Origin of the sequence: Rhizorhabdus dicambivorans (assembly GCF_002355275.1) — a bacterium.
Classification (GTDB): domain Bacteria; phylum Pseudomonadota; class Alphaproteobacteria; order Sphingomonadales; family Sphingomonadaceae; genus Rhizorhabdus; species Rhizorhabdus dicambivorans.
Window position 1 is genome coordinate 2,042,345 of record NZ_CP023449.1, and the last position, 26,146, is coordinate 2,068,490.

At 66.4% G+C, this 26,146-nt stretch carries 21 protein-coding genes; 17 read left to right on the top strand and 4 right to left on the bottom strand.

Annotated elements, in window-relative coordinates:
• The first annotated feature begins 74 nt into the window (after positions 1-74).
• Genes CMV14_RS09775 through CMV14_RS09790 form a run of 4 tightly spaced genes read left to right on the top strand, consistent with a single transcriptional unit; the run spans position 75 to position 4,899 of the window.
• Positions 75-1,247: an LLM class flavin-dependent oxidoreductase gene (locus CMV14_RS09775; protein WP_066970202.1), complete on the top strand. Its 1,173-nt coding sequence runs from the start codon at positions 75-77 to the stop codon at positions 1,245-1,247.
• A 4-nt stretch (positions 1,248-1,251) separates the two neighbouring features.
• Positions 1,252-2,574: a histidinol dehydrogenase gene (hisD, locus tag CMV14_RS09780; RefSeq protein ID WP_066970199.1), complete on the top strand. Its 1,323-nt coding sequence runs from the start codon at positions 1,252-1,254 to the stop codon at positions 2,572-2,574.
• Position 2,575: 1 nt separating this feature from the next.
• A complete protein-coding gene (locus CMV14_RS09785; protein ID WP_066970221.1) occupies positions 2,576-3,340 on the top strand; it encodes an SDR family NAD(P)-dependent oxidoreductase in 765 nt (254 codons plus the stop codon).
• Between the two features lie 11 nt (positions 3,341-3,351).
• Positions 3,352-4,899: a long-chain-fatty-acid--CoA ligase gene (locus CMV14_RS09790; RefSeq protein WP_096367710.1), complete on the top strand. Its 1,548-nt coding sequence runs from the start codon at positions 3,352-3,354 to the stop codon at positions 4,897-4,899.
• Positions 4,900-4,943: 44 nt separating this feature from the next.
• Here the strand turns inward: CMV14_RS09790 and CMV14_RS09795 are convergent, their stop codons facing one another.
• Together CMV14_RS09795 and CMV14_RS09800 are read right to left on the bottom strand one after the other, a co-directional pair.
• Positions 4,944-5,720 (bottom strand): SDR family NAD(P)-dependent oxidoreductase, encoded by a 777-nt coding sequence (locus CMV14_RS09795; protein ID WP_066969804.1) that lies wholly within the window; start codon positions 5,718-5,720, stop codon positions 4,944-4,946.
• Between the two features lie 117 nt (positions 5,721-5,837).
• Entirely contained in the window at positions 5,838-6,851 is a 1,014-nt protein-coding gene (locus tag CMV14_RS09800) for an NADP-dependent oxidoreductase (protein ID WP_066969806.1), read from the bottom strand.
• A gap of 448 nt (positions 6,852-7,299) precedes the next feature.
• On the opposite strand from CMV14_RS09800, the gene CMV14_RS09805 reads away from it, so the two are divergent.
• The 4 genes from CMV14_RS09805 (at position 7,300) to CMV14_RS09820 (ending at position 13,640) form a co-directional block, all read left to right on the top strand.
• On the top strand, positions 7,300-9,702 hold the full coding sequence (locus CMV14_RS09805; protein WP_066969809.1) for a TonB-dependent receptor: 2,403 nt from the start codon (positions 7,300-7,302) through the stop codon (positions 9,700-9,702).
• 100 nt (positions 9,703-9,802) lie between these two features.
• The gene (locus CMV14_RS09810) at positions 9,803-10,579 is read left to right on the top strand and encodes an SDR family NAD(P)-dependent oxidoreductase (protein WP_066969836.1); all 777 of its coding nucleotides are present in this window, start codon (positions 9,803-9,805) and stop codon (positions 10,577-10,579) included.
• A gap of 58 nt (positions 10,580-10,637) precedes the next feature.
• Entirely contained in the window at positions 10,638-12,260 is a 1,623-nt protein-coding gene (locus CMV14_RS09815) for a GMC family oxidoreductase (RefSeq protein WP_066969811.1), read from the top strand.
• 51 nt (positions 12,261-12,311) lie between these two features.
• Positions 12,312-13,640 (top strand): spinster family MFS transporter, encoded by a 1,329-nt coding sequence (locus tag CMV14_RS09820; protein ID WP_066969813.1) that lies wholly within the window; start codon positions 12,312-12,314, stop codon positions 13,638-13,640.
• A 7-nt stretch (positions 13,641-13,647) separates the two neighbouring features.
• Here CMV14_RS09820 and CMV14_RS09825 read toward each other — a convergent pair whose 3' ends face one another.
• Positions 13,648-14,928: an MFS transporter gene (locus CMV14_RS09825; protein WP_202820891.1), complete on the bottom strand. Its 1,281-nt coding sequence runs from the start codon at positions 14,926-14,928 to the stop codon at positions 13,648-13,650.
• An 88-nt stretch (positions 14,929-15,016) separates the two neighbouring features.
• Positions 15,017-15,562 (bottom strand): gamma carbonic anhydrase family protein, encoded by a 546-nt coding sequence (locus CMV14_RS09830; protein ID WP_066969816.1) that lies wholly within the window; start codon positions 15,560-15,562, stop codon positions 15,017-15,019.
• A gap of 172 nt (positions 15,563-15,734) precedes the next feature.
• Here CMV14_RS09830 and CMV14_RS09835 point away from each other — a divergent pair, with 172 nt between their 5' ends.
• The 9 genes from CMV14_RS09835 to CMV14_RS09875 all read left to right on the top strand — a co-directional run bounded on the left by CMV14_RS09835 (position 15,735) and on the right by CMV14_RS09875 (position 26,140).
• The gene (locus CMV14_RS09835; protein ID WP_066969818.1) at positions 15,735-16,643 is read left to right on the top strand and encodes a LysR family transcriptional regulator; all 909 of its coding nucleotides are present in this window, start codon (positions 15,735-15,737) and stop codon (positions 16,641-16,643) included.
• Positions 16,644-16,875: 232 nt separating this feature from the next.
• The gene (locus CMV14_RS09840; RefSeq protein WP_066969820.1) at positions 16,876-17,826 is read left to right on the top strand and encodes a 2-hydroxyacid dehydrogenase; all 951 of its coding nucleotides are present in this window, start codon (positions 16,876-16,878) and stop codon (positions 17,824-17,826) included.
• Between the two features lie 265 nt (positions 17,827-18,091).
• Positions 18,092-20,476 (top strand): TonB-dependent receptor, encoded by a 2,385-nt coding sequence (locus CMV14_RS09845; protein ID WP_083216167.1) that lies wholly within the window; start codon positions 18,092-18,094, stop codon positions 20,474-20,476.
• A 244-nt stretch (positions 20,477-20,720) separates the two neighbouring features.
• On the top strand, positions 20,721-22,544 hold the full coding sequence (locus CMV14_RS09850; protein WP_066969824.1) for a flavin-containing monooxygenase: 1,824 nt from the start codon (positions 20,721-20,723) through the stop codon (positions 22,542-22,544).
• Positions 22,545-22,608: 64 nt separating this feature from the next.
• Positions 22,609-23,316 (top strand): dienelactone hydrolase family protein, encoded by a 708-nt coding sequence (locus CMV14_RS09855; protein WP_066969825.1) that lies wholly within the window; start codon positions 22,609-22,611, stop codon positions 23,314-23,316.
• Positions 23,317-23,430: 114 nt separating this feature from the next.
• Entirely contained in the window at positions 23,431-24,414 is a 984-nt protein-coding gene (locus CMV14_RS09860; protein ID WP_066969827.1) for an MBL fold metallo-hydrolase, read from the top strand.
• Between the two features lie 23 nt (positions 24,415-24,437).
• Positions 24,438-24,860 (top strand): hypothetical protein, encoded by a 423-nt coding sequence (locus CMV14_RS09865; protein ID WP_066969838.1) that lies wholly within the window; start codon positions 24,438-24,440, stop codon positions 24,858-24,860.
• A gap of 5 nt (positions 24,861-24,865) precedes the next feature.
• Positions 24,866-25,291 carry a hypothetical protein gene (locus CMV14_RS09870; protein ID WP_066969828.1) on the top strand — a complete coding sequence of 142 codons (426 nt, stop codon included), beginning with the start codon at positions 24,866-24,868 and terminating at the stop codon, positions 25,289-25,291.
• 42 nt (positions 25,292-25,333) lie between these two features.
• Complete coding sequence (locus tag CMV14_RS09875) at positions 25,334-26,140, top strand: alpha/beta hydrolase (RefSeq protein WP_066969829.1); 807 nt, start codon at positions 25,334-25,336, stop codon at positions 26,138-26,140.
• Positions 26,141-26,146: the final 6 nt, after the last annotated feature.

Sequence of the window (26,146 nt, forward strand, 5' to 3'; positions counted from 1 at the left end):
TCCGTACGCAGCCCGTGCCCTGACACGCGCTAGTCGGGCCGCGCAGGATCATCATTGCAGGCTTGGGGACTCCGATGGGTATCAACCCAATATTCAACGACAACAGGTTGAAGCTGGGCACCTTCTGCACCAATGGGCGGGGCGCTTCGCACACGCTGGTTCCCGAGGCCAACCGGCTGGACTGGCCGCTGGCGGTGAAGCTGGCCCAGATGGTCGACCGGGCCGGGTTCGAGGCGGTCGTGCCCTATGCGCGCTGGAAGGGCTATATCGCGGGGAAGCCCCATCATGTGTCGGGCGAGGTGCTCGATCCCTATAGCTGGGCGGCGGGGATCGCGCAGGCGACCGAGCAGATCGGCGTTTTCGTCACCTCGCATGCGCCCACCATCCATCCGCTGCTGGCCGCCAAGCAGACCGCCACGATCGACATCATTTCGAACGGACGCCTGGCGCTCAACGTGGTCGGCGGCTGGAACCGGCCGGAACTGGAAATGTTCGGCGCGCCGCTAAAGGAGCATGACCAGCGCTACGATCATCTTGCCGAATGGCTGCACATCATAAGGACGGTCTGGGATTCGGAAGAAGAGTTCGACCATCAGGGCGAGTTCTTCAACATCCTGCGGGGCTTCCTGCTGCCAAAGCCGATCCAGCGACCGGGACCTGCGATCATGAACGCGGGCCTTTCGGATCGCGGAAGGCTGTTCGCCTGCGAACATGCCGATTTGTGCTTCGTCGGCCTGAAGGCGGAGGATTTCGAAAGCGTCCGCGCCGAAGTGGACAAGTATAAGCGGACGGCCCGCGAGCGCTTCGGCCGCAAAGTCCAGGTCTGGGCGCACAGCTTCGTCGTCCAGCGCGACAGCCAGAAGGAAGCCGAGGATTATCTTCGATATTATGCGGTGACCCATCAGGACCGGGAAGCCATCGACGCGCATATCGGCGGATCGATCGCCGAAGTGCATGACATGCCGCCGGCGGTCTGGGACGCGCTTCGCCTGCGGTTCGCGGCGGGCTTTGGCGGCTTTCCGCTGGTGGGGACCGCTGAACGCATAACCGAAAGACTGGAGATGATGTCGAGGGCCGGGCTCGACGGCGTGCTGCTGACCTGGGTCGATTATCTCGACGGCGTCGAACGGTTCAATCGCGATGTCCTGCCGATGCTCGAGCAGGCCGGATTGCGCCGGGCCGCGCCGCCGCGACATCGGGCCGGCGGCGAGCAAGAGCCCACAGGATCAATGCCCTTAGCGGAGTAGCATCATGGCACATTATCTGAAGCGCGGGGCGACCGCGGAGGCGAAGGCGGAGACCAACCGCCAGGTTCGCGATACGGTGGAGGGGATCCTCTCCGACATCGAGGCGCGCGGCGACGATGCGGTGCGCGAGCTTTCGATCAGGTTCGATAAATGGGATCGGGACAGCTACCGGCTGACCGACGCCGAGATCCAGGCCTGCATCGACACGCTGCGCCCGCAGGACATCAGGGATATCGAGTTCGCGCAGCGGCAGGTGCGCAACTTCGCCCAGATCCAGCGCGACAGCATGAAGGACGTCGAGGTCGAGACGCTGCCAGGGGTGGTGCTGGGCCACAGGAACCTGCCGCTGAACGCGGCCGGCTGCTACGTGCCCGGCGGCAAATATCCGCTGCTGGCCAGCGCGCACATGTCGGTGATTACCGCCAAGGTGGCGGGTGTTCCCCGCGTCGCGACCTGCGCGCCGCCGTTCCAGGGCAGGCCCGCCCCGGCGATCGTCGCCGCGCAGGCGATGGCCGGCGCCGACGAGATATATTGTCTTGGCGGCATCCAGGCGGTCGCGGCGATGGGGCTGGGGACCCAGTCGATCGCGCCGGTCGATATCCTTGTCGGCCCCGGCAACGCCTTCGTCGCGGAGGCCAAGCGCCAGCTGTTCGGCCGGGTCGGCATCGACCTGTTCGCGGGGCCGACCGAGACGCTGGTGATCGCCGACGAGATCGGCTGCGATGGCGAACTGGCGGCGACCGACCTGCTGGGCCAGGCCGAGCATGGCCCCGACAGCCCGGCGGTGCTGCTGACCACCAGCGAGACGCTGGCGCGCGAGACGATGGCGTGGATCGACCGGCTGCTGGATATCCTGCCGACCGCGGACATCGCCCGGCGCGCCTGGGACAGCTACGGCGAGGTGATCGTCGCGGAGGACGATGCGGAGATGGTGCGCATCGCCGACGAGATCGCGTCCGAGCATGTCCAGGTGATGACCGCCGACCCGGATTATTTCCTGAAGAACATGACCAATTATGGCGCGCTGTTCCTGGGCGCGCGCACCAATGTGTCATTCGGCGACAAGGTGATCGGCACCAACCATACCCTGCCGACGAAGAAGGCAGCGCGCTACACCGGCGGCCTGTGGGTGGGCAAGTTCATCAAGACCTGCACCTATCAGCGCGTCACCAGCGACGAAGCCTCCGCGATGATCGGCGAATATTGCAGCCGCCTGTGCGACCTGGAGGGCTTCGCCGGACATGGCGAGCAGGCCAATATCCGCGTCCGTCGCTACGGCCATCGCGACGTTCCCTATGCCGGCCGCGCCGAGCCGGTCGGGGCCTGACATGGCGCTGCCCAAAACCCCCAGCCTGCGCCTCGACGGCCGCCGCGCCGTCGTGACCGGGGCCGGGCGCGGCATCGGGCTGGCGCTGGCGGCGGCGCTGGCCGAAGCCGGCGCGGCGGTGACACTCGCTGCCCGGTCAGGCGATGAGATCGAGGCGGCGGCGGAGGCGATCCGGGCCGAAGGCGGCATGGCCGATGCGGCGACGCTCGACGTTGCCGACCTCGGCGCCGTCCGGGCGTTTTTCGATGGCCGTCCGGCCTTCGACGTGCTCGTCAACAATGCCGGCACCAACCGGCCGAAGCCGATGATGGACGTCAGCGAGGCCGATTTCGACGCGGTGCTGGACCTGAACCTGAAGAGCGCCTTCTTCGTCGCCCAGGCCTGCGTGCAGCGGATGATCGCCGAAGGGGCCAAGGGCAGCCTGATCCATATCGGATCGCAGATGGGCCATGTCGGCGGCGCCAGCCGTTCGCTCTATTGCGCCTCCAAATGGGCGATCGAGGGGATGAACAAGAGCTTCGCGCTCGATCTCGCCCCGCATGGCATCCGATCGAACGTCATCGCCCCGACCTTCATCGAGACGCCGATGACCCGGCCCTTCTTCGAGGATGGGGATTTCAAGGCGCGCGTCCTCGCCAAGATCACGCTGGGTCGCATCGGTAGCGTCGAGGACCTGATGGGAGCGGCGCTTTTTCTTGCCGGCGATGCTTCCGCCTTGATGACGGGCACCAGTCTGCTCGTCGATGGCGGCTGGACCGCCGATTAGGGGCGAATGCGATGCTGTTACATGAAGCATTCGACTATCATGCGGGAAGCCGGGGCGGGCAGGTGCTGTCGCGGATGGGTGGGGTCGAGCTGAGCTATGGTGCGGGGCGTGCGCGGTCGATCGCGATGGCGTCGGCGCTGCTGGGTCTGGGGGTGAAGCCGGGCGACCGGGTGGTGACGATCCTGGGCAATTCGATCGACGCGCTGCTGCTGATCCATGCGGCGTCGCGGACGGGGATCGTGTGCGTGCCGCTGAACTGGCGGCTGGCGCCGCGCGAATGGGTGGGGATGATCGAGGACGCCGGGGCGCGGGTGGTGATCGCGGACCCGGCGCATGGCGAGGCGCTGGAGGCGGCGGGGGGCCGGCCTGAAGTGGCGATCTGCTCGCGGGGGGCGCTGCCGGGCTGGCTGAGCCTGGACGAGCTGGTGGAGCGGGCGGCGCCGGGGCTGCCGCCGGTGCCGGTGACGGACGAGGCGGCGGTGCTGCAGCTGTACACGAGCGGGACGACGGGCAAGCCCAAGGGGGCGATGATCAGCCATCGCGGGGTGGTGGCGAATATCGGGCAGATCGAGCTTGCGACGGGGAGCAGCGCGCCGGGGCAGCGATCGCTGCATGTGCTGCCGATGTTCCATATCGCGGGGGCGGTGTTCGCGCTGCGGGCGATGGCGCATGGCGAGACGCTGGTGATCCTGGCGGCGGCGGACCCGGCGGTGCTGCTGCGCACGATCGTGGAGGAGCGGATCGCGCACATGTTCATCGTGCCGACGCTGATCCAGATGATGCTGCGCCAGCCGGAGATAGCGGGGATGCGCTTCCCGCATCTGCGGCAGATCATGTACGGGGCGTCGCCGATCGCGGAGCATGTGCTGGTCGAGGCGATGGGGGTGTTCGGCTGCGCCTTCCTGCAGGGCTTCGGGATGACCGAGCTGAGCTGCGCGGGGACGTTCCTGAGCGAGGCGGACCATGTGCGGGCGCTGTCCGATCGGCCCGAGCTGCTGGCGTCGGCGGGCCGGGCGCTGCCGGGCACCGAGCTGCGGATCGTCGATGCCGGGGGCAGGGCCTGCGCGCCGGGGGAGATCGGGGAGATACTGATCCGGGGTCCGCAGGTGTTCCCGGGCTACTGGAAGCTGCCCGAGGCGACGGCGGCGGCGCTGCGCGACGGCTGGCTGCACAGTGGCGATGCGGGATCGTTGGACGAGGAAGGCTATCTGTTCATCCGCGACCGGCTGAAGGACATGATCGTGAGCGGCGGGGAGAATGTCTATCCGGCGGAGGTGGAGGCGGTGCTGCACCAGCATCCGCAGATCGCCGAGGCATCGGTGATAGGGGTGCCGGACGAGAAGTGGGGCGAGACGGTGATGGCGGTGATCGTGGCGGAAGCCGGGGCCCGGCCGAGCGAAGCCGAGATCGACCGGCACTGCCGCGAGAGCCTGGGCGGCTTCAAGCTGCCGCGCCGCTACAGCTTCGTCGACGCCTTGCCCCGCAACGCCAGCGGCAAGATCCTCAAGCGCGAACTGCGCGCCTCCTTCTGGACCCATAGCAGCCGGCAGATCGGGTGATGGGCGAGATGCGGCAGACAGCCCGCATCTCGCCCATCGCGCCGTCACATCGCGGAGTAGCCGCCGTCGACCGAGATGGCCGCGCCGACCACGAAGGAGGCGGCATCCGAAAGCAGCCAGGCGGCCGCCTCGGCAAGCTCGGTGGGCTTGGCGATCCGGCCGATCGGATGCTTCGATTCGACGATCTCGCGGATCGCGTCGTTGCCGTCGATGAGTTTCAGGAACATCGGCGTTTCGGTGGCGCCCGGCACGAGCGCGTTCACCCTGATGCCCTTGTCGCTCACCTCCGCCGCCGCGGCCCGCGTGATGCCGATGACGCCATGCTTGGCGGCGACATAATCCACCGACATGGGGAAGCCGGCCACGCCCGACACCGACGAGGTGTTGAGGATCGCGCCGCCGCCATGCGCCAGCATGTGCCGGATCTGGTGCTTCACGCACAGGAACACCCCGGTCAGGTTGACCGAGACGCCGCGCTGCCATTGTTCGAGGGGGAAATCCTGCAGCGGCGTCAGCCCGGTCTCCACGCCGGCATTGTTGAACGCGGCGTGCAGGCCGCCGAAGGTGGACGCGGTGAAGTCGATCATCGCCTCCACATCGCGCTCGCTGGTCACGTCGGTGCGCGTGAAGGCGGCCTTGCCGCCCACCGACCGGATTTCCTCGACCAGCTCGTTTCCGCGCTGCTCGTCCAGATCGGCGATCACCACCGCCGCGCCGCGCGCCGCGCAGAGAAGCGTCGTGGCCCTGCCGATGCCGCCGGTGCCGCCGGTGACTGCGATCACGCGGCCCTCAAAACCAATCTTGTCGAACCCCGCCTGCATCCTGCTCTCTCCCATATTCGATCGGTTATCGTGACGATCGCGCACCGCGCGATCCTATGTCCGCCGCGTGGAGAAGGCACGTTCCACGCGGCGGACCTTGACCGGCCCGTTCGCCCGTCAGGCGACGGTGAGGACGATCTTGCCCTGGATATGGCCCTGGGCCGCGCGCTCATGCGCCTTGCCCGCATCGGCAAGGGGGAAGCTGCTGTCGATCGCGACGCGGATCTTGCCGCTTTCCAGCAGGCTGCCCAGTTCGGCGAGCTGCGCGCCGCTGGAACGGACCTGCGTGGCCGATACCGTGACGCCGAGCTTTTCGGCTTCCTCGGCCCCCGCGAAACCGAGCGGAAAGATCGGGAACAGCGCGCCGCCGCGCTTCAGCGTGCGCAGGAAACGGCCGGTGGTGGGGCCGCCGAAGGTGTCGACGACCAGATCGACATCCTTGACCGCATCCTCGGGAGCGCCCTTGGTATAATCGATGAACTCGTCGGCGCCGAGGCCGCGCAGAAAGGCTTCATGCCTGGTCGAGGCCACGGCGATGACCCGGGCGCCCTTCAGCTTGGCGACCTGGACCGCGAAATGGCCGACGCCGCCGGCGGCGCCGTTGACCAGCACGGTCTTGCCGGCAAGCGGCACCGGGGCGTGCATGTTGGGCTGGAGCGGGTTCGGCTCGTTGTGGCCGAGCGCCACCAGGAACTGCCAGGCGGTGAGCAGCGCCATCGGCGCGGCGGCGGCGTCGGCATGGCTCAGGCCGGCCGGCTTGATCGCCATGTCGCTCGCCGGGGCGGTGACATATTCGGCATAGGCGGCGCTGTCCCCGAAGCTGGGGAAGCGGACCATGCCGAACACCGCGTCTCCGACCTTGAAATCCTGCACGTCGGGCGCGACCGCCTCGACCACGCCGGAGATGTCGGTGCCGAGAATGACCGGGAAGGGAACCGGCGGCCGCCATTCAGGCGGAAGCATCTTGTAGCCGTCGCGCAGATACCAGTCCGGCGGATTGATGCCCACCGCATGGACGCGCACGCGCACTTCGCCCGGCTTCACATCGGGAATGGGCGCGTCCTCATATTTCAACACCTCGGGGCCGCCGAACTCGTGCTGACGAACGGCCTTCATAGTCTTCGACGACATCATGGGATCCTTTCACCCTCTATCGCTGTTTTTTATCGGAGCGGTGTTCCGATTAATGTGGAGCACCGCTCCGTATGTCAAGCGAGGTCCGGGCGGTCCATCGGCCCCGATCGGCGGCGGCGGCAGGCAGGGACGCGAAGGGGGGCCTGCGAGGACCGGAGACCGGATGCTGGCATCGCGAGCCGGCGATGCGGGAGACGGAGCATGATTCCCGCCGGATCGCCCGGAATCCCGGGCTGGATTGCTGCGGCGCCCGGCGCCGGAGCCCGCCGGAGCGTCGTCGTCCCCGGGGTGAGGCGGGGCGTCATCGGCGCGATTTCCATTGCGAAGCCGGGATGAGGGCTATGCCGAGCCGAGATTAGTGGCCGCCCCGGCAAGCGGCTTATCCAGCATTCCGTCCACAGCCCATAAGAAAATGGAGCGGAATCCTATGGAGGGGAGAGACCCGATGAAGCTATCAAAAGGCATTTTCGCGACGTCCGCCAGCGTGCTCGTGCTGCTGACTGCGGGACAGGCGGCGGCGCAGCAGGCCGCCCCGGCAGAAACGGTTTCCGGCGCCGGGATCGATCGCGCGAGCATCGCCGATATCGTCGTCACCGCGCGCCGCAAGGCCGAGCGCCTGATCGACGTTCCCGTGGCGGTTTCGGCGCTGTCCAAGGACGTGCTGGTCCGCAACAACATCACCAGCCTGCAGCGTGTCGCCGAGATCGTGCCGTTCGTGACGCTGCAGCCGGTGCCGGCGGGCGCGGGCGGCCTGTTCGCCATTCGCGGCATCGGTTCGCCGCCGGCCGATCCGGGCATCCAGCAGAGCGTGCTGGTCAACATCGACAATGTCATGATCGGACGCGGCCGCGCCGCCCAGGCGGGGCTGTTCGACCTGGCCCAGGTCGAGGTGCTGAAGGGGCCGCAGGCCTTGTTCTTCGGCAAGAATTCGCCGGCGGGCGTGATATCGGTGACCACGGCCGATCCGGGCGGAGAACTGGCCGGGTTCGTGCGGGGCGGATATGAGTTCGTCGCCGACGAAGCCTATGTCGAAGGCGCGATCGGCGGCCCGGTTTCGGAGACGCTGAGCGTGCGGGTGGCCGGCCGCTACAGCTTCATGGAAGGCTTCATCCGCAACATCGCCCAGCCGCGCGCATTCCCCTGCTCGGGCGCGGGATGCAATTTCGCGCCCTGGGTGGCGGCCGGCGCGACCATAACCGGCGCCGACCATGCCCGGCTGCCGCACGGCACCGACTGGGGCGCCCGGATCACCGCCGTCTGGTCGCCGACCAGCGACCTTACGGCAAAGCTGAAGTACAGCTATGGGGACAACAAGGTCGTCAGCTATTACGAGCCCTATTGCGGACGCGGCCTGACCAACATGACCGCCATCGGTTTCGCCGATCTCCAGAGCGACTGCCGGTTCGACCGGCGGATGGCGGTCAGCGCGCTGCCGACACTGATCGCCACGAACATGGAAAGCGGAAATGGCGGCAAGCCCTATACCGACATCAAGACCCATGTCGCATCGCTCAACGTCAACTGGGACATCAACGACACTTTGTCGCTGACGAGCATCAGCGGCTATTACAAGCTGGACAGCGGCAATTCCTTCGTACTGAACCTCAGCTCCATCCCGGCGCTGTACCTTGCCGCGATCGAGCGCTCGACCGGCATCTCGCAGGAGGTCCGCCTGGCCAGCAGCTACGAAGGGCCGGTGAATTTCGTGATCGGCGGCTTCGCCGACCGGATATCGCAGTATAACAACACATCGGTGGTGTTCACCCGCAATGCCGTCGATGTGGCGACCGGCCGTTTCTACACGTTCGACAGGTTCAGCAAGTTCATCGCCAAGTCCCAATCGGCTTTCGGCCAGCTTCGCTGGGACATCGTCGAAGGCCTCGAGTTCGCCGGCGGCGCGCGCTACACGCGCGAGACCCGCAGTTCTCGCGACGGCAATAGCTATGTCAATCCCAACGGTCCGCCGACTTTGCGGGCGGCCGGCGACATCTTCGTCCGATCGCTGACCAATTCGAACTGGTCGCCGGAAGCCACGCTGACCTGGCATCCGTCATCCAACCAGACGATCTACGGTGCGTTCAAGACCGGCTACAAGTCGGGCGGCTTCTCCTATCCGACCGTGCTGACCCGGGTGTTCACCCAGGCGAACACGCTGTTCAAGCCGGAGCGCTCGAAGGGCTTCGAGCTGGGGTACAAGGCCCAGCTGCTCGACCGGCGCCTGATCGTCCAGGCCACCGCCTACAGCACCGATTTCAAGGACCAGCAGGTCAGCACCTTCGACCAGGCCAGCGTCAGCTATATCGTCGGCAATGCCGCGAAGTCGCGGGTGAGGGGCGTCGAGCTGCAGACCACGCTGACCCCAGCCGACGGCCTGCAGCTGCGGGGCAATATCGGCTATAACGACGCGCATTACCTGTCCTATCCGCGCGGCGGATGTCCGGCCGGCTTTACGGCGGCGCAGGGCTGCGTCGGCGGTTTCCAGAACCTCAGCGGGCGCCAGCTGCCCCGCGCGCCGAAGTGGCAGGGCAATGCCGGTTTCACCTATGACTTCCCCGTCTCGCAGGACTTCGAGGTGGAGCTGAACGGCGATGCCTTCTACTCGTCGCGCTCGCTGCTGCAGGACAATCTCGATCCGTTCGCAGTCCAGAAATCCTATGTGAAGCTGAACGCCGGCATTTCGGTGGGCCCGCAGGACAACAAGTGGAAGCTCTCGCTGATCGGCCGCAACCTGACCGACAAGCTGGTCGCGCGCTATTCGAACGACATCGCAGGAGCGGCGCCCGGAAACTATGCCGGTACACATGAGCGCCCGCGCGAGATCGTGATCGAGGGCCGGTTCAACTTCTGAGGACGCGCGGAAGGGACGGGCGCTTCGATAGCGGAGTGTCCGCCCCTTCCCGAATTCCACCTGGGACGAATGTGACGATCGGGAGAGCCTGGAGATGACGATGTCGGCAACCGCGTTCGAAAAAGCCGGCCTGGCGGGCCGGGTGATAACCGTGACCGGCGGGGCGGGCGGCATCGGCAGGGCCGCGGCACTGCTCTGCGCTTCCCGTGGCGCGCAAGTCGTCATCGCCGACCTGGACGAGGCGGGCGGTGCGCAGGTCGTGGGGGAGATAGAGCGGGCGGGCGGCAGGGCGGCCTTCATCCGCACCGACGTCACCATCGAGGACGAGGTGCGGGGCATGGTCGCCTTCGCGGTGTCGACCTTTGGCGGGCTCCATGGCGCGTTCAACAATGCCGGCCTGATGCTGGGCGGAACCCCGCTCACCGATTTCCCGATCGACCTGTGGGAGAAGGGAGTCTCGATCAACCTGACGAGCGTCTTCCTGTGCGTGAAGCACCAGCTGCGGCACATGCTCGATCATGGCGGCGGCGCGATCGTCAACAATGCGTCGGCATCGGGCGCGGTGGGCATCCCCATGGCGGTGAACTACGTCGCGACCAAGCATGGCGTGATCGGCGTGACGCGCGCCGCGGCAGCCGAGGTCAGCGGGCGCGGGGTGCGGGTGAACGCGATCCTGCCGGGCGCGGTCGAGACGCCGCTTCTGGCCGAGGCGGTCAAGGCGCCCGGCGTTCGCGAGGCGGTGATCGCGGGCCATCCGATCGGCAGGATATCGCAGCCCGAGGAAATCGCCGAGGCCGCCGCCTGGCTGTTGTCCGATGCATCATCCTTCGTGACCGGCGCCTGCGTCACGCTGGATGGCGGCTACACCGCGATATGATGCGACGAGGCCGCGGCAGGGATGGCGCCGCCCGGGAAGGCGCGGCTCCGTGAACGACATGTTCGATCATGTGATCGTCGGCGGCGGGACCGCCGCAGGGGTCATGGCGTGGCGGCTGATCGAGGCCGGGCGTTCCGTCTGCGTGCTGGAGGCGGGGCCGCCCGATCGCCGTTTCTACCATCGCCTGCCGGTCGGGTTCAGCCAGATGCTGTTCGACGACCGGACCACCTGGCAATATGCCAGCGAGCCCAATCCGGCGACGGCGGGGCGGGCGATCCACATTCCACAGGGCCGGACCCTGGGCGGTTCGAGTTCGGTCAACGGCATGGCCTATGTGCGCGGCCAGCCCGCCGATTTCGACCGCTGGGCCGAACTGGGCAACCGGGGCTGGTCCTATGCGGACGTGCTGCCCCTGTTCCGGCGCAGCGAGCGCTATCTGGGGGAGGGCGACGACGGCTATCGCGGCCGCGCCGGGCGCGTGTCGATCAACACGCGGCTGTGGCAGGACGCCACCACCGATGCGCTCGTCGAAGCGGCGATGATCCGGGGGCATCCGTTCAACCAGGATTATAATGGCAAGGAGCAGCGCGGCGTCGGCTATTTCCAGAGCATGATCCATCGCGGGCGGCGGGTCAGCACCGCGACGGCCTTCCTGCATCCGGCCCGGCGGCGCGGCGCGGACGTGCGAACGGGCGCGCTGGCGCATCGCCTGATCATCGCCGAAGGGCGGGTGACGGGCGTGGACTATCTTTCGGGCGGGACCCGACGGCGGGTGTCGGCGCGCCATTCGGTGATCGTAGCCGCCGGCCCGGTCGGCTCGCCCAAGCTGCTCCAGCTGTCCGGCATCGGGCCGGGGGAGGTGCTGCGGCATGCCGGTGCTCCGCTGCGGCACGAACTGCCCGGTGTCGGCGAAAATCTCCACGACCATTATGGCCCTCGCCTGGTCGCCCGGTTGAAGCCGGGCGCGGCGAGCATCAACGCCCGCGTCACCGGGCTCGGCCTCGCCGGCCAGACGCTCCGCTGGCTGATCGGCAAGCCGAACGCGCTGTCGATCGGCGCGGCGCTGATCCATGTCTATGGCAGCAGCGAGCCGGGTTCGGACCGGCCCGATTATTCGCTGCATTTCGCGCCGCTCAGCTATCATGTCGAGAGCGGGACGGCGCCCGGGTCGAGGCCCGTGGTGAAGATCGACGACCGGCCGGGGCTGACCTGCGGCGCGTGGCAGATGCGACCGCTCAGCCGGGGCCATGTCCGCATCCGCAGCCTCGATCCGCACGAGCAGCCGGTGATCGATCCGCGCTATCTGGCCGAGGAGACCGACCGGCGGGTGATCGTCGCGGCGATGAAGGAGGCCCGCGCGATCTTCGCGACGCCGCCCCTGGCCCAGCTGGTCGACCATAATCTGATCCCCGGCGACGATGTCCGCAGCGACGAGGAGTGGCTCGATTTCGTGCGGCAGACCGGTGGCACCGGCTTCCACCTTATCGGCGCCTGCCGGATGGGCCCGCGATCGGATCCCCTTGCGGTGGTCGACGAGCGGCTGCGGGTCCACGGGCTGGAAGGGCTGTACGTCGCCGACAGCTCGATCATGCCGGAGATGGTATCGGCCAACACCGTCGCCGCGACGATGATGATCGGTGAGAAGGCGAGCGACTTGATCGTACAGGACAGCAGGGGCTGATCGCGGATCGGCTTCGGGCCGGCGTGTTGCAGCATATTGGCAGGAGGTTGGATGCACGGGAAGGATGTGGTCGATCGGCCTGCGGACGCCGCTTATCAATGGACCGGAATGCGCCGACATCTGACCCTGGCGCTGCTGTGCCTGACGGCGCTGTTCAACATTTTCGACCGGCAGATCATGACGATCCTGCTGGAGCCGATAAAGATCGAATTCGGCGCCTCCGACACCGAGATGGGGCTGCTGGCCGGATCGATCTTCGCGCTGTTCTATGCGGCGGCGTCGATACCGCTGGGCCGTCTGGCGGATCGCCATTCGCGCCGTGTGCTGATCGCGGCCTGCCTGGCCGCATGGAGCCTGATGTCGGCGTTCGGCGGGGTGGCGCGGACCTTCGTCCAGCTGGCGCTGACCCGCGTCGGCGTGGCGATCGGGGAGGCGGGGTCGACACCCGCCAGCTATGCGATCATCGCCGATCTCTATCCGCTGCGGCATCGCGCCAAGGCGCTGTCCTTCTATGCCGCCGCTTCGTCGATCGGCGCGGGCGCGGCGGTGATGCTGGGCGGATGGCTGGTCGAGAATTTCGGCTGGCGGACGACGCTGGTCGCGGTCGGCCTGCCGGGCCTGGTGCTGGCGGCGCTGCTGCTGTGGCTGCTGAAGGATCCGCCGCGGGGATTGTCCGACCCGCTTCAGGCGGCGCGGCCGGACGCGGGGCATTCGATGCTGTCGGCGCTGCGGCATTTCTGGACGCTGCGCAGCTATCGCTGGGTGCTGCTGGCCCCGGCATTCTGCCAGGTGACGCTGTACGGGACGCTGATCTGGGGGCCGACCTTCATGCTGCGCGTCCATGGCCTGAGCCCGAGCGAGGTGGGGCTGCTGTTCGGCGGAGTCACCACGATCGCGCTGGTGCTGGGCCAGCTGTCCGGCGGCATGCTGGCCGACTGGATGGGGAGCCGCGACATCCGGGGCTATATGCGCTTCTCCGCCGCGATGGCGGGCATCGGCATTCCTGCCGGCCTGCTGTTCCTGTTCGCGGCGAACACCGGGCTGGCGATGGTCGGCTTCGGCCTGCTCAGCCTTGCCATGGCGCCGATCACGATGTGCGCGACGGTGATGGCGCAGAGCCTGGTGCCGCCACGGATGCGGGCGACCTCCTCGACGGCGCTGCTGCTGACCGCGACGACCTTCGGCGTCGGGTTCGCGCCGCTGTTCGTCGGCCTCTCGAACGATTTCCTGCAGCCGATGCTGGGCGGGGAAGCGATCCGCTATTCGCTCGCCATCGTGGTCGGCTTCCTGGCGCTGAGTTCGATCTCCGCGCTGATCGCGGCTAAATGGGTCTGCGCCGATTATGATCGGCTGCAGGGGGAGACGTCCGCCGCCGGGTGATCGCCCTTCAGGCGGCCTGGCCGGCCGGCCGGGATGGCGTAGGTCCGGCCTCGCGCGCGGCGGCTCCGGCCTCCGGCATGAAGATCATCAGCGCCCCCGCGAGGAAGAAGAAGATGCCGCAGAGCGCGATGCTGGTCGACAGGCTGAACGACATCGCGATCTCGCCCAGCACATAGGGGGCGAAGGCCGAGATGCCGCGACCCACATTGAAGCAGAAGCCCGCGCCGGTCGAGCGGATGTGCGGCGGGAACAGGGCCGAGAAATAGGCCCCGAAGATCCCGAAATAGGCGAAGAACAGCGCCACCACCGGACCGAACCAGAGCAGCAGGGACAGATCCCGGATCAGGGCGTAGACCGGCAGCAGGATCGTGGTTGCGGCAAAGCAGAACAGGATCGTCTTCTTCGCGCCGATCCGATCGGCGACATAGCCGAAGAACTGGTATCCCACGAACATGCCGATGTTCATGACGATCAGGAAGGTCGTCATCGCGCCGGGATCAAGGCCGCGCTCCTTGACCAGATAGGTCGGCAGCCAGGTGTTGGTGCCCCAGTAGCCGGTGAGCGAACAGGCCGCGATCGCGGTCGCGAGCATGGTGCGGCGCCAGCGGCCTTCGGTGAAGATGTCCTTCAGGGAGACGCCGCCATGGGCGTGGATCGTCCGGCGCCGGGCCTTCTCCTGCCGCCACACGCCGGATTCGGGCACGAAGAGCAGGACGAACAGCGCGGCCGCCAGCGCCAGCCCGCCGGAGAGGAACAGCCCCCGCCAGCCATAAGCGGGCAGCAGCATATGGGCGAGAAGGGCGGCGAGGATGAAACCGACCGGCCAGGCGCTGAGCACGAAGGAACTGGCACGTGCCCGCAAATGGGGCGGCCAGGTCTCGTTGATCAGCGCCGACACGATTCCCCATACGCCGCCCAGCCCCAGGCCGGCGAGCAGGCGGAGCAGCATCATGTCGTTCCACCCACGCGCCACGGCCACGGCCATGGTGAAGATGGCGAAGATCAGGACGCTGGCAATCAGGGCGGGGCGGCGGCCATGGTTGTCGGCATACCAGCCGAGCAGGACGCTGCTGATGCCGACGCCGATCATGCCGGCGGTGCCGATCAGCCCGGCCTCGCCGAGGCTCAGGTTGAAATCCTGGACGATCGCGGGAAGCGCCAGCGCCAGGATCATGAAATCGACGGCGTCGAAGCCATAGCAGAGGAAGCAGCCGGCTAGGGTGATCCAGCGCGGATCCCCGCCCCTGGCCTCGCGTTCCGACATGCGCCTGTCCAGATACCCCCGCATCAGTGCATCCTATCCCGCTTGTCTTGTTCTGTTTCGGCCTGTGGCCGTTTCCATCCCATATGCCGGCGGTGGCGCCGGTGCGCGAGGATCAACTTGCCGCTTGCCGATATTCCTGCGCGAGTTCGGCATAATGGGTGACGAACCTGCGGTTCCTGGCGACATCGGCATCGCCCAGCGTGCGGAGCAGCCTGGCCGGCCGCCCCGTCCACAGCTCGTTCGGCCCGATATGCTTGTTGGGCGTCAGCATGGCGCCGGCCGCGAGCATGCCGCCGCCCTCTATCACGCTGCCGTCCATCGCGATCGCGCCGATGCCGACGAAGCTGCCCGACATCAGGGTGCAGCCATGGAGCATCGCCATATGCCCCACCAATACATCGTCGCCGATCAGCGTCGGATATCCGGGGCTGCCGCCTTCGGCCGCATCGCAATGGATCACGCTGCCATCCTGGATGTTCGATCGCGCGCCGATGCGGATGGCGTTGGCATCGCCGCGCAGCACGCAGTTGAACCAGATGCTGGCGCCCGGCCCGATCTCGACATCGCCGATGATGCTGCAGCCGGGGGCGATCCACGCGGTCGGATCGATCTTCGGCGACTTGCCGTGGAACGGCATGATGCTGACGCGGTCCATCATTCCCTCATCCTGGTGGGATTGCACCGGACATTGCCGGGGCCAGCAGGGCCGCACAAATCCCAAAAGAGGGATCGGCCTGATCAGGAAGCAGCATGACGGCTTGCTTTACTTATGCTAATTTTCGATCGGATCATGATTTCGGCTGGAATTCGAGATGAGAGTCGGTTTGAACATGCGTCACCTGGAGATATTCCAGCAGGTGACCCAACATGGCGGCTTCAATCGCGCCGCCGCCCATCTGCACATCGCCCAGTCGGCGCTCAGCCGCCATGTCCAGCAGCTGGAGGCGGATCTGGGCGTGGCGCTGTTCGAGCGCAGCGGGCGCGGCGTGCAATTGACCCCGGCCGGCGAAATCCTGGCCCAACGCGTCGATTCCCTGCTGCGCCAGTTCCGCCAGACCCGCGACGAACTCGTGTCGAAGGCCGATATCCCGCAGGGCGAACTGGCGATCGGCCTGCCGCCGTCGATGCAGGGCATCGCGACCCGCCTGCTTGCCGAATATCGCAAGGCCCACCCCGATGTCGCGATGACCGTCAAGGTGAGCACCAGCATAGAATTGCGCGAATGGCTGCTCAGCGGCGCGGTGGACGTGGCGATATTCGGTATCCTCGAGCCGGAAACCGTGCTGGAATCCTACCCGTTCCAGCGCGATCAGGTCTATGCGCTGGGTGCGGCGGGCTCCGAACTGACCGGCCAGGCGATCGACATGCGGGCCTTCGCGAAATTGCCGCTGATCCTGACGAGCCGGCCGAACAGCATGCGCCTGCTGGTCGATCATGCCGCCCAGCGGCTCAATCTCTCGCTGGACATCGTGATGGACGTCAATTCCATCCCGCTGCTGATCGATCTGGTCGGCACCGGGCTGGGCTATACCGCGCTGCCGTCCAGCGCGGTCCTCCAACTGCAGGACGATGAGCGGTTCACCTGTTCGCCGCTCAAGCAGATGTCCTACAGCTGGACGATCAGCAATTCGCGCGAACGCCCCCTGTCCGCGGCGGGGCGGCGTTTCCGCAGCATGGTGCTCGATCTCGCCGGCGATCGCGACATCGTCCACGCCCTGCCGGATCGCGCGATCGTCTGACAGCCGCCGCCGCCCGGCGCGGGCCTGCGCCATCCGCTATCTCCAGACGGCATCACCCCAATCCGTAAATCGCATTGCTGCCCCGACGCCCCGGCGCGCTAACAGAAGAAGGAGTCCGTCGACGTCGCTGAGGGGCGGATGAAGTTGGGTGATCGCGCTTCCCCGATCGATGCCGCGCACGGCATCGCATGTCCTCGGGGCAGGGGGCTCGCGGCAGGGCGAAAGAAGAGGGATGCTGGCTAGGGTCGCTTTGCTGGGGGAGGTCGACGCACGGACGTTCGCGGTTCTCGACGATCGCTATGGCGTGGTTCGGATGCGATCGGGGGCTGTCGCCAACAAGCGGGCGCTGGCCGCCTGCGAGGTGCTGGTGACGAACGGGCTGCAGGGCGTCACCGCCGACGAGCTGGATCGCTTCCCCGCCCTGAAACTTGTCGCCAGCCTGGGCAGCGGCGTCGACACCGACGCGCTGGGCGAATGCCGCGCGCGGGGACTCCAGGTGACGAACACGCCGGGCGTGCTGGCCGAGGACGTCGCCGATCTGGCGCTGGGCCTGCTGATCGCGGCGGTGCGGCGGATCTGCGTTGGGCATGATTTCGTTCGCAACGGGCGGTGGCCCGCCGGGCGCATGCCGCTGACGGGATCGTTGCGCGGCGCCCGCGTCGGCATGATCGGTCTTGGCAAGACCGGCCGCGCTTTGGCCCGCCGGCTCGTCGCCTGCGGGGTCGAGATGTCCTATCATTGCTATCGGACCAAATCCGACATCGATTATCGTTTCTGGCCCGATCTGATCGAGATGGCCAAATATTCGACGATCCTGGTGGCCTGCTGCCCGGGGGGTGATGCGACGCGCGGTATCGTCTCGCGCGAGGTGCTGAGCGCGATCGGGCCGCGCGGAACCTTCGTCAATGTGGGCCATGGCAGCGTGGTCGACGAACCGGCGATGATCGAATTGCTCGAAACCGGCCGGCTGGGCGCGGCGGCGCTCGACGTCTTCGCGGACGAGCCGAACGTGCCCGAGGCGCTGATGGCGCTCGACAATGTCGTGCTGCAGCCGCACCAGGGAAGCGCGACCGCCGACGCCCGCCACGCCATGAGCAACCAGCTGATCGATAATATCGAGGCGCTTTTCGCCGGGCGCGCGCTGCTGAGCCCTGTCGATGACGACGGGGCCGGCGATTACTGACCCCCGGGAATCCTCCCTTCGCGCCGATGATCCGGCGGGCGCATTGCCAGTTCCGGCCAGACCTTCCTCACGCCGCGCCGCGCCATTCGCGCGGCGTTCCTCTCGATCCGCGCGGCCGGGTTCGGGCGATCGCCCGGCCGGGTGTCGCATCGTCGCGATGGGGGTGATGCTGAGGTGAGATTAGAGCCGGTCGGCCCGGCGGATTACTAAGGTGGAAGATCGACCCTGCAACAGAGCCGGGGCGTCACAAAGGGGATGTAGGAAGATGATGAACCACAAGCGCCACATGAAGTCTCCATTCCGGATCGCGAGGCGCCTCGCGCCCTGGATGTACGGTGTCGCCCTTGGTGCCTTCATCATTCCGCAGGCCGAGGCGCAGACCGTCGCGCCCGCCGGGGCCGAGCAGCCGCAGGGCGATGTCGATTCCGCGATCGCCGAGATCATCGTCACCGCGCAGAAGCGCTCGGAAAGCGTGCAGAAGACGCCGCTGGCGATCACCGCGATCGGCGGCGAGAACCTGCGCATCGCCGGCATCTCCAACGTCTCCACGCTCATCCAGAGCGTGCCGGGCCTGCAACTGGGCCAGTTCTTTGGCGTCCCGGCGGTCACGCTGCGCGGCATCACGCTGAACGCGCTGAACTTCGGCGTCGAAAATCCCATCGCCTTCCATACCGACGGCATCTATTATGGACGCCCGGCGACGGCGCTGAGCGGCTTCTATGACCTGGCCCGTGTCGAGGTGCTGCGCGGCGCCCAGGGGACGCTGTACGGCCGCAATGCGACCGGCGGCTCGATCAATATCATCACCGCCGATCCGACGGGCGACCTGTCGGGCTATGCGCAGCTGACCTATGGCAACTACAACCATCTTTCGGTCGAAGGCGCCGTCGGCGGGCCGCTGTCGGACAAGGTACAGGTCCGGCTCGCCGGCCGCTGGGACTATCATGACGGCTATGGCCGCAATGAGGCGACCGGCAACGACATAGACGACAATCGCGAACGCGCGATCCGCGGCAAGCTGAAGTTCCTGCCCTCGGAGAACCTGACCATCCTGCTTTCGGGCGACTATTACCGCTCCAATACCCATCCCGGCATCCACTTTCAGGGCACGATTTCCGGCGGCCCGCTGTGGGGCGCGGTGCCGCCGCCCTTCCTGGTCGGCCTGACCCCGGGACGGGCGCCGAGCAAGCTGCGCAACATCTCGCAGGAATATGATCCGACCAGCGACAGCACCTTCTGGGGCCTGGGTTCGACGATCACCCTGGAAATGGGATCGGTCACTCTGCGCTCCATCACCGGCTATCGCAGCTCGAAATCGGCGTCGCTCGGCGACGTCGACCTGACCAGCGCCTCGCTGATCTCGCCGGCGAGGGTGGCGGACGATGCCAAGCAGTTCAGCCAGGAACTCCAGCTGGTCGGCCAGAGCGACAATGCCAACTGGATCCTCGGCGGCTATTATTTCCACGAGAAGGACGATGGATCGCTGACCAGCGGTTTCAGCAACGTCTTCCTGCCGCTGTTCGGAGCGCCCGCGCCCGCGAGCGTCTTCAACACGCAGGGCCTGTACACCGGATCGCAGATCAAGACCGACGCCTTCGCCGCCTTTGCCCAATATACCCGCAAGTTCGCGGACAGGCTGAGCGTGACGCTGGGCGCCCGGTACAGCGTCGAGATCAAGAAGACGATCAACCAGAACACCGTCGACCTGTTCACGCCGTTCAGCCTGGATTTCATGGGCACCGTGCCCGCCGCGCTGCAGATCCAGTGCGGAGCCGGCCTGCCGACGATCGGCTATGCCGGAAGCGGCGTGACCTGCGATCCCAAGAAGACGTTCAAGGCGTTCACGCCGAAGATCGGCGTCGATTACCAGCTGACGCCGCAGACGCTGCTCTACGCATCCTACACGCGCGGCTTCAAGAGCGGCACCTTCAACTTCGGGGTCGTGCAGGATGCGGTGAAGCCGGAGAAGCTCGACGACTTCGAGGCGGGTATCAAGACCACGTTGCTGGACGGCCGCCTCCGCGCCAATCTCGCGGGCTTCTACTATAATTACAAGGACGTGCAGGTCTACAACACCCGGCCCACCCAGACCGTCCTCGAAAATGCCGCTGCCGCCAAGCTTTACGGCTTCGAGGCTGAAATCGTGGCCAAGCCCGATCCGGCGCTGCAGATCGACCTGAACGGGTCCTATCTACACACCCGCTACACGGACTATATCGCCGCCGACCAGCTGCGACCCGGCGGCGACGGCGTCACGGTCAATTCGACGGGGCAGCCGGCGTTCAACCTGAAGGGCAATCGCCTGCCGCAGGCGCCGCGACTGTCGGGCCGCCTGGGTGCTGCCTACACGCTGACCTCCGCGCTCGGGGATTTCACGCTTCGCGGTGAGGCGGTCTACACCGGCAAGCTCTACATCACCCAGTTCAACACGAGCCCCGCCGGTGCGGTCAACGCACGGACCCGCTTCAATGCGTCGCTGGCCTTCAGCGGCCGGGATGGCCATCTCTATGCCAGCCTCAATGCCAAGAACATCGCCAACAAGGTGCGCGTGATCAACGGCTATGCCGGGTCGCCTTTGGCCGGCGGCGCGGTTTCCGGATATCTGGAAGCGCCCCGGACGGTCGATTTCACGATCGGCTACAAGTTCTGATGAAGGCGGGTGGCCTCGATCCCCGCCACATCAAGGGCGTGGGATCGGGGCCATTCCGACAGTGCATATTTTCGGCGACCAGCCGAGCTTGACAATCGGAGCACTGCTCCGCATGTTCGCGTTGGGACGTTGTTCGAAAGAGCCGGATGGCCCTCCGAAAGAAGAGCGGAAGGTTTGCCCGGATACCGAGTTCGAGGAAGCGCGCAGCTTCTCAGTAAAAGCTTGAAGACGGAGAATTACGAACATGTCTGACGATCTGGCGAGCACCATCGATGTGGCGGCTCTTCGCGCCAAATATGATGCGGAACGCGACAAGCGCCTGCGCCGCGACGGCGAAGCGCAATATATGGCGCCGGTCGGCGATCATGATCGCTACATCACCCATGATCCTTTCGTAAAGGAACGGACCGAGCGCGCACCGCTGAACGACGAGGTCGAGGTCGTCGTGCTCGGCGGCGGATGGACGGGCCTGCTGACGTCGGTACGGCTGACCGAGGCGGGTATCCGCGACATCCGGGTCATCGAGGACGGTTCGGATTTCGGCGGCACCTGGTACTGGAACCGCTATCCCGGCGCGCAATGCGACATCGAGAGCTATGTCTACATCCCGCTGCTCGAGGAAACCGGCTATATGCCGAAGGAGAAATACTCCTACGCGCCCGAGATGTACGAGCATGCCCAGCGGATCGCGAAGCAATATGATCTCTACGACAAGGCGCTGTTCCAGACGCGTGTCGGCGAGGTGCATTGGGACGAGGCCGACAAGCGCTGGATCGTCACCACGAACCGCGGCGACAGGATCCGGGCGCGCTTCTTCATCTGCGCGATCGGGCCGTTCTCGCGGCTGCGCCTGCCCGACATCCCCGGCTTCGACGATTATGAGGGCCACAGCTTCCATACCAGCCGCTGGGATTTCGACTATACCGGCGGGGACCATAGCGGCAATCTCACGAAGCTGGCCGACAAGAAGGTGGCGATCATCGGCACCGGCGCCACGGCGGTGCAGGCGGTTCCGCACCTCGGCAAATGGGCCAAGCATCTCTACGTCTTCCAGCGCACGCCCTCTTCGGTCGATGTGCGCGGCAACAAGCCGACCGATCCGAACTGGGTGAAATCGCTCAAGCCGGGATGGAAGCGCGAGCGCAGCGACAATTTCAACACCGTCGTGCGCGGCGAGCCGTTCGAGGTCGATCTGGTCAATGACGGCTGGACCGACATCTTCCGCCGGGTGCCGATCGTCCATGCCGTGGGCGCGCTCGAGCAGGCCAGCAAGGACGACATGGCCGAGCGCCAGAGCCGCCTGGAACTGGCCGATTTTGAAAAGATGGAAGAAATCCGCGCGCGGGTCGATGAACTGGTCCACGACCCGGCGACCGCCGAGGCGCTGAAGCCCTGGTATGCGCAGTTCTGCAAGCGGCCATGCTTCAACGACGATTATCTGCCGACCTTCAATCGGCCCAATGTCACGCTGGTCGACGTCAGCGCCACCCGTGGCGTGGAGCGCGTGACCAAGAAGGGGCTGGTCGCCAACGGCAAGGAATATGAAGTCGACTGCATCATCTATGCGACCGGCTTCGAGGTCAGCGGCACCTATCGCCGCCGCTACGGGTTCGAAGTCTATGGCCGTAACGGGATCGATCTCTACGACCATTGGGAAAAGGGCATGCGCACCCTGCATGGTCACTCCATCCACAACTTCCCGAACTACTTCATCGTGGGCCTGACCCAGGTGGGCGGATCGTGGAACTATTGCGCGATCGTCGACGAAGTGGCGAAGCAGGTTTCCTACATCATCGCCCAAACCCAGAAGGCGGGCGACGATGCGGTCGTCGAAGTCACGGCCAAGGGTGAGGATGCCTGGGTGAAGACCATCCGCTCCTATGCCGGATATAATGACAAGTTCCTGGAGAGTTGTACGCCGGGATATTATAATAACGAAGGAAAGTTCAAGGAATCGGTCGCGACGTTTTCGGGAGATTATTATGCTCCCGGGTCGAACGCCTTCAACAAGATCCTCGAGGACTGGCGTGCTTCCGGCAAGATGGAAGGCATGGCCATCATCAAATGATAACTGACCGACCCGCCCGGTGGGGCGGGTCGGATTCCGCGGCAAGAGAGAGGACTCCACAGCTATGATTTCGCGCGAGATTTCCTATGAGGCCGATGGCCGCCAGATGGTCGGCAATTTCTACGCGCCGGCGGGTGGCGGGAAGCACAAGGCGGTTCTGGTCTGCCATGAAGGCACCGGACTGAGCGATACGACCCGGGACGTGGCCAAGCGGCTCGCCGGCCTGGGCTATGCCGCTTTCGCGCTGGATTTCCATGGCGGCGGCAAGCCCCTGCCGATGGAGGAGCTGATGTCGCGGGCAGGCGACCTGTTCGGCGATCCGGCGCGGTTCCGCGCGATCGGCAAGGCCGGGCTCGCCCAACTGCTCGCCCAGCCCGAGGCCGATGCCGCCAATGTCGCCGTGATCGGCTATTGCATGGGCGGTGCGCTGGCCTTCGAACTGGCGCGCGCCGGCGAGGAACTGAAGGTTGCGGTCGGCTTCCATGCCAATCTCGTCACCGGGGCTCCGGCGGAGAAGGGCGCGGTCAAGGCCAAGATCCTGGCGCTGACCGGTGCCGATGATCCGATCGTCAACGCCGAACAGCGCGCCGCCTTCGAGGAAGAGATGCGGGCGGCCGAAGTGGATTGGCAGTCCTTCGTCTATGGCGGCGCCAAGCACAGCTTCTCGAACCCGAACGCGGGCGACATGGGTCATCCCGGCATCGCCTATGACAAGGCCGCCGACAAGCGCTCCTGGACCGCGATGATCAGCTTCTTCGACGAAGCCTTCTGAAGACAGGCGGAGGACCCGATCCGCGCCGGCCGAGGTGGAAATCCCGGTCGGCACGGACCGGGCCGCCCGCGCCGGGCCGCCTTGCGGCCTCCAGCACCATGCCGGGGAGAGCAGATGTCGGCACAAACATTTTCCAAGGGCCTGCACGATCTTGGCAATGGGTCGGGCGCATGGGCCTGGCTGATGCCCACCGGCGGCTGGAACCAGAGCAACGCCGGCCTGATCACCGACGGTGACGAGGCGCTTCTCGTCGATACGCTGGTGGACGAGCGGCTGACGGCCGAGATGCTGGATGCCATGCGCAGCCGGACCGGCTTCGGCGCGGATAATATCGGCACGCTGGTCAACACCAACGAGAACAGCAATCACAGCTGGGGCAATCGCCTGCTGGTGAACGCCACCATCTATGCGTCGGAGCCCAGCGCGCTGGAAATGGCCGAGGACACCGGGCCGCAGCAGATCGGCAAGCTGCTGGGCGCGGCCGGCGGGATGGGCGAACTGGGCCAGTGGTTTCTCGACCGATGGGGTGGCCACCAGTTCGAAGGGCTGGAGGTGCGCCCGCCCGATCGCAGCTTCACCGGCCAGCTCAGCCTGAAGGTGGGCGACAAGGACGTCCACCTCATCCAGGTCGGGCCGGCGAGCACGCCGGGCGACGTCATCGTCCATTCGCCCGCCGATCGGGTCGTCTTCGCGGGGGATGCGCTGTTCGTCGGGAACACGCCTTTCACCTGGAACAGTTCGGTGACGAGCTGGATCGCGGCCTGCGACCGGATCATGGCGCTGGATGCCGACGTGATCGTGCCCGGCCATGGTCCGTTGACCGACAAGGCGGGCGTGAAGCGGATGCAGGACTATCTGCGCTTCGTCGACCGGGAGACGCGCAGGCGCCATGCGGCCGGCATGGACAGCTGGCAAACCGCCCAGGAGATAGCCGAGGAGCTGGCCCGGGGAGAATTGGGCCACTGGCCCGACGGTGGCCGGCTGGCCATCACCGTCGGCACCATCTTCCGCGAGATCGAGGCGGATGACGCCCCGCCCAATCTGATCGAGTTCTTCAGCCGAGCCCAGCAACTCGACAAGAAACTCGCCGCCAACTGAACCGCAGGCCACAGGAGATGACGATGACCACCGACCTGAAGATCAAGCACGGCACGACCGCCTGGTTCGAAATGCTGGGGGAGGCGATGTGCGACGCCGCCGCCAAGGCCGGCCTGCCGTCGGACTTCACCATCTCGGTGGTCGAACATTTCGTCGATGGCGCCGAACTGTCCGACGGACTGTTCGAGGGCTTCCGCTTCAACATCGTCAACGGCAAGCCGTCGTTCGAAATCGGGGCGCGTCGTGAGGAACGCGGCGACATCACGCTCGACGTGACCAAGGCCTGTTCGCGCGAGCTGAACATGCTGCACACCGACGATCCGCGATATCAGGCCGCCGTCGGCCGCCTGGTCGGCAATGGCGAGATGAAGGTGGACGGGGATGTCTCGCGTCTGGGTTCGTGGCTGGGGCCGGTCCACGACATCGTCGTCGACCGCACGGTCTGAGCCGCATGGCGAGGGTCGACAGCAAGCTGGTCCAGGGTTCGGAGGCCTGGTTCGACATGGTCGGGACCGTGATGAGCGATGCGGCCGCCCGGGCCGGATTACCCGCCGATCTCAACATATCGTTGGTCGAACGCTATACCGACGGATCGTTGCTGCTCAACGGCCTGATCCAGGGCCTGCGGTTCGAGATCGTCGCGGGCAAGCCGCGCTTCAGGATCGGCGCGGGGCCGACCGAACGCGGCGACATCCTGATCGAGATAACCAGCGCCGCGGCGCGTGAGCTCAATCTGCTCCATGCCGCCGACCCGGCCTATCACGCCGCGCTGGGGCGCTTCATCGAGAGCGGGGAGATGCGGATCGATGGCGATCCAGCGCGATTGGGCGATTGGCTGGGCTCGGTTCATGATCCGATCGTCGATCGTACCCGCTAGAGCGGAACGGTGCGGATAGACGATTACCCCCCTCAGGAGCCCGTGCCCGAAGGCCTGAGGTTCATCCACGAGACGCTGATGCGGATGGCCGACGGGATCGGCGGCCATGAGCATCGCTATGGCGACGATCCGAGCCAGTCGCTGATCGTCTACCCGGCGGCCCGGCCGAATGGTCCGGTGCTGCTGTTCCTGCACGGGGGCGGGTGGACCAATGGCTACAAGGAAGAGATGGCCTTCCTCGCGCCGCCGTTCAACGCGGCCGGGGTCACCCTGGTCAGTGCCGGCTATCGACTGGCGCCCCGCCATGTCTTTCCCAGCAATTTCAATGATGTTGCCGACGCTGTGGCGATGGCCTGGCGGCTGGCGGAGGTCCATGGCCATAATCGGGATGCGCTGTTCGTCGGCGGGCATTCGGCCGGGGGGCATCTCGCCAGCCTGCTCGCGACCCGCGACGACTGGCAGGCACCGCGCGGCCTGCCGGGCAATGTCATCCGGGGCTGCCTGCCGATTTCAGGCAGCTATGATTTCACCCCCGGCGCGGGCTCCTCGGTGCGCCCGCGCTTCCTGGGGCCGCCGGGCCTGTTCAACGAGGTCGCGGCGAGCCCGATCTTCCAGTTGTCGGATCGCGCGGCCCCCTTCCTCATCGCGCATGGATCCGACGATCTGCCGCATCTGAAGGTGCAATCGGAGAAATTCGCCCTGGTGGCGCGCGCGAAGGGTGTTCCGGTCGAGGCGCTGGAGGTGGATGGCGTGAACCACGCCACGATCCTGCTGACGGCGGCGGACCCGGACAAGCCGTGGCTGGCGGCGGCGGTGGCATGGATGCGCACCCGGCTCGACGGGCATTGAGGCCGC